The organism is Micromonospora inaquosa, assembly GCF_003857055.1.
GTDB classification, from domain to species: Bacteria; Actinomycetota; Actinomycetes; order Mycobacteriales; family Micromonosporaceae; genus Micromonospora; species Micromonospora inaquosa.
In genome coordinates, this window is the sequence record NZ_QGSZ01000057.1 from 1 (window position 1) to 3,224 (window position 3,224).

Here is a 3,224-nt window from a genome sequence, read left to right on the forward strand (position 1 = left end):
CAGTGCGATCGCGGGCCGGGCTGGATTGATGATCGACTCGGGTTCAAGAAAGCCGGGCTGTCGACGTGACCAGGACACCCCGACTTTCAGGAACCCGAGTCGATCAACGACCGCTGCCTGGTCCCGCCGGGGCGGCGGGAGGCGGGGTGCGCGGGGTCATCCGGGTCAGCGGGGGATGAGGGTGAGGATGCTGGCCTCCGGAGGGCAGGCGAAGCGGACCGGGGCGGTCGGGTGGGTGCCGAGGCCGGCGGAGACGTGCAGCCAGGAGTCCGAGCCAGGCCACCTGTGCAGGCCCTTCGCCATCGAGCGGGGCAGGCCGCAGTTGGTCACCAGCGCCCCGAAACCCGGTACGCAGACCTGACCACCGTGGGTGTGCCCGGCCAGCAGCAGGCCGAAGCCGTCCGCCGCCATCTGGTCGAGCACCCGCGGCTCGGGCGAGTGCGTCAACGCGATGGACAGGTCCGCCGAGGACGACACCGCGCCGGACACGGCGGGGTAGTCGTCCCGTTCGATGTGCGGGTCGTCGACGCCGACCAGGTCGAGCTGTCGGCCGCCAGCCTTCAGCATGGTGCGGGCGTTGTTGAGATCGGCCCAGCCGGCGCCGGTGAAGACCTGACGCAGCTCCTCGTAGGGCAGCTCCACGCCCTCGGTGTACTCCCGGTCAGGCAGGAAGTAGGTGAAGGGGTTCTTCAACACCGGCCCGGTGTAGTCGTTGGAGCCGAACACGAAAGCGCCCGGGTAGTCGAGCAGCGGTTGCAGGGCCCGCAGCACCCCGGGCACCGCACCCGGGTGCGCCATGTTGTCGCCGGTCACCACCACCAGGTCGGGGTCGAGGGCGGCCAGCGACGCCACCCAACGCTGCTTGCGCGCCTGGTCGGGCATCATGTGCAGGTCCGACAGGTGCAGCACCCGCAGCGGCTCCGCGTCGGCCGGGAGCACCGGCACGTCGTACCGTCGCAGGGTGAACATGTTGCGCTCGATGAGCGACGCGTACGCGAGGGTCGCCGCGCCGATCGTGGCAGTTCCGGCGGCGAGCCGGAATAGTGTGCGCTTTCGCATGGCGTTCAGGGTAGTTTGACCGTCCATGAGCACGCTGAAGGACCGCCTCACTGCCGACATGCGTTCCGCGCTCAAGGCGCGCGACGAGCTGACCACCTCCACGCTGCGGATGGCCCTGGCCGCCGTCGGCACCGCCGAGGTCGCCGGCAAGGCCAAGCGCGAGCTCACCGATGACGAGGTGCTCGCGGTGCTGACCAAGGAAGCCAAGAAGCGTCGGGAGGCGGCCACCGCCTTCGCCGACGCCGGGCGCGCCGAGCAGGCCGCGAAGGAGAGCGCCGAGGGTGAGGTGTTGGACCGCTACCTGCCCAAGCAGCTCTCGGACGCCGAGTTGACCGAGCTGGTGTCGGGGGCGCTCGCCGCGGGCGGCTTCACCGGCAAGGCCCAGATGGGCCCGGCGATGAAGGCGGCCCAGGCCGCGGTGGCGGGCCAGGCCGAGGGTGGCCGGGTGGCCGCCGAGGTACGCCGACAGCTCGGTCTCTGACCAAGCAGGGTCAGTGACGCGGCACGACGGTGGTCGTGGCGCTTTCTGGTCCGGGCAGACGAAACGGGCGGGCACCCGAGGAGGGTGCCCGCCCGTTGTGTCCTACTCCGTCGACTCAGCCGTTCGGACGGTCGTTGCCGGGTCGACCGGGCTGGTTGCCCGGCGGGCGGCCCGGAGTGTCGTCGTTGTTGCCCGGCGTGCCGCCACCGCCGCTGCTGACCTCGATGGTGACCACACCATTTTTGATCGTGCGCCCGTCCGGGCTGGTGCCGGCCGCCTCGCCGGCCTTGCAGGAGGACGGCACCCTAGCGCTGGAGACGACCGGCTCGAAGCCCGCGCCCTTGAGCCGGGACTTCGCGGTTTCCACCGAAACGCACTTCACGTCGGGGATGCTGCGCTGGTCACCCTGGGAGATCTTCTGACCCGGCGCCTCAAAGTCGATCTTCGGCTTGCCCTCCATCGCGTCCCGCAGCGTCTCCCAGACCGGCGGGTTGATGCCGTCCTTCTCCTTGTGCTTCATCTCGACGTTCGTCTGCGGCCAGTCCGGGTCGGCCATGATGCCGGCCACCGCGTACTGCTTGGTCATCGCAACCAGCGCGGCGGTCTTCTCCGAGTCGGTGGTGCCGGACTTGCCGGCCACCGGGTAACCGACGTCGCCGCGCACGTTGCCGGCGGTCGCCCCGGTGCACCGGGAGGACGACGACCTGTCACCGACCGGGCAGCGGGCCGCGTCCACAGCGGCGCGGGCCACCTCGGTGCTGAACCGCTTCTCGCAGCGCGGGTTGGCGATGTCCAGCTTGTTGCCCTCCGGGTCGCGGATCTCCTGCACCGGGATCGGTTCGCAGTACTTGCCGTCCGCGGCCAGGGTGGCGTAGGCGTTGGCCAGATCCAGCGGGGTGGTCTGCGAGACGCCCAGGGTGAAGGCGCCCCACTGGTGGGCACCCTTCTCCAGGGTCAGATCTTCCTCGGACCGGAAGTTGATGCCCAGCCGCTTGGCGGCCTTGACCACGTTCTCGGCGCCGACCTGCTGTTGCAGCGGCACGAAGTAGGTGTTCACCGACCGGCCGAACGCCCCCCACATGTTGTGTACGCCGGCCATGCTCTCGGTCGAGTTGGTGGGGCAGTAGAGGTTGGTCCCCGGGCAGGCGGCCGGGCCGGGCCGGATGATGTATTCCGACCGGAACTGCTTCGGCGCGTTGATCGTGTGGCTGAGCGGGATGCCCTTCTCGAGGGCCGCGACGATGGTGAACATCTTGAACGTCGACCCGGCCTGGTAGCCGGTGATGCCGTCCCCGCCGGTGAGCAACGGGTTGACCGTCGCCGGGTAGTTGCCCCGGATCTTCTTCTTGCTCTTCGCCGGGTCGCTGGAGAGCTTGTTCTTCGGGTTCTTCGGGTCGTCCAGCTTGAACTGCCGGTTGACGGCGAGCGCCCGGACCCGACCGGTACCCGGCTCGACCACCGCGACCATTGCGGCTTCCTTGCTGTTCACGCTCTTGGCCTTGCGGACCGCCTTGTCCGCGGCGCGCTGCGCCTGGACGTCGATCGTGGTCACGACGTTGTAGCCGCCGCTCTTCAGCCGGCGCTCACGGTCGTACCTGGTCGAGCCGAACGTCTCCTGATCCATCCACCAGCGGTAGAAGTAGTCGCAGAAGAAGCCCCACTCGTTGACGTTCGCGGCGACGCA

Annotated in this window: 3 protein-coding genes; 1 reads left to right on the forward strand and 2 read right to left on the reverse strand. The window is 69.5% G+C overall.

What is annotated here, in order from left to right:
* Positions 1–165: 165 nt before the first annotated feature.
* Positions 166–1,059, reverse strand: a complete 894-nt coding sequence (locus tag DLJ59_RS00690; RefSeq protein WP_124770591.1) for a metallophosphoesterase — start codon at positions 1,057–1,059, stop codon at positions 166–168.
* 25 nt (positions 1,060–1,084) lie between these two features.
* On the opposite strand from DLJ59_RS00690, the gene DLJ59_RS00695 reads away from it, so the two are divergent.
* Complete coding sequence (locus DLJ59_RS00695) at positions 1,085–1,540, forward strand: GatB/YqeY domain-containing protein (protein ID WP_030328082.1); 456 nt, start codon at positions 1,085–1,087, stop codon at positions 1,538–1,540.
* Between the two features lie 115 nt (positions 1,541–1,655).
* Here DLJ59_RS00695 and DLJ59_RS00700 read toward each other — a convergent pair.
* Positions 1,656–3,224 (reverse strand): penicillin-binding transpeptidase domain-containing protein (locus tag DLJ59_RS00700; RefSeq protein WP_279635719.1); only part of this gene is annotated, 1,569 nt, incomplete at its 5' end.

What these genes read in the sequence shown, in the direction of transcription:
- DLJ59_RS00690 (WP_124770591.1), bottom strand. Translation starts at nt 1,059, where the DNA reads ATGCGAAAGCGCACACTATTCCGGCTCGCCGCCGGAACTGCCACGATC.
- DLJ59_RS00695 (WP_030328082.1), top strand. Translation starts at nt 1,085, where the DNA reads ATGAGCACGCTGAAGGACCGCCTCACTGCCGACATGCGTTCCGCGCTC.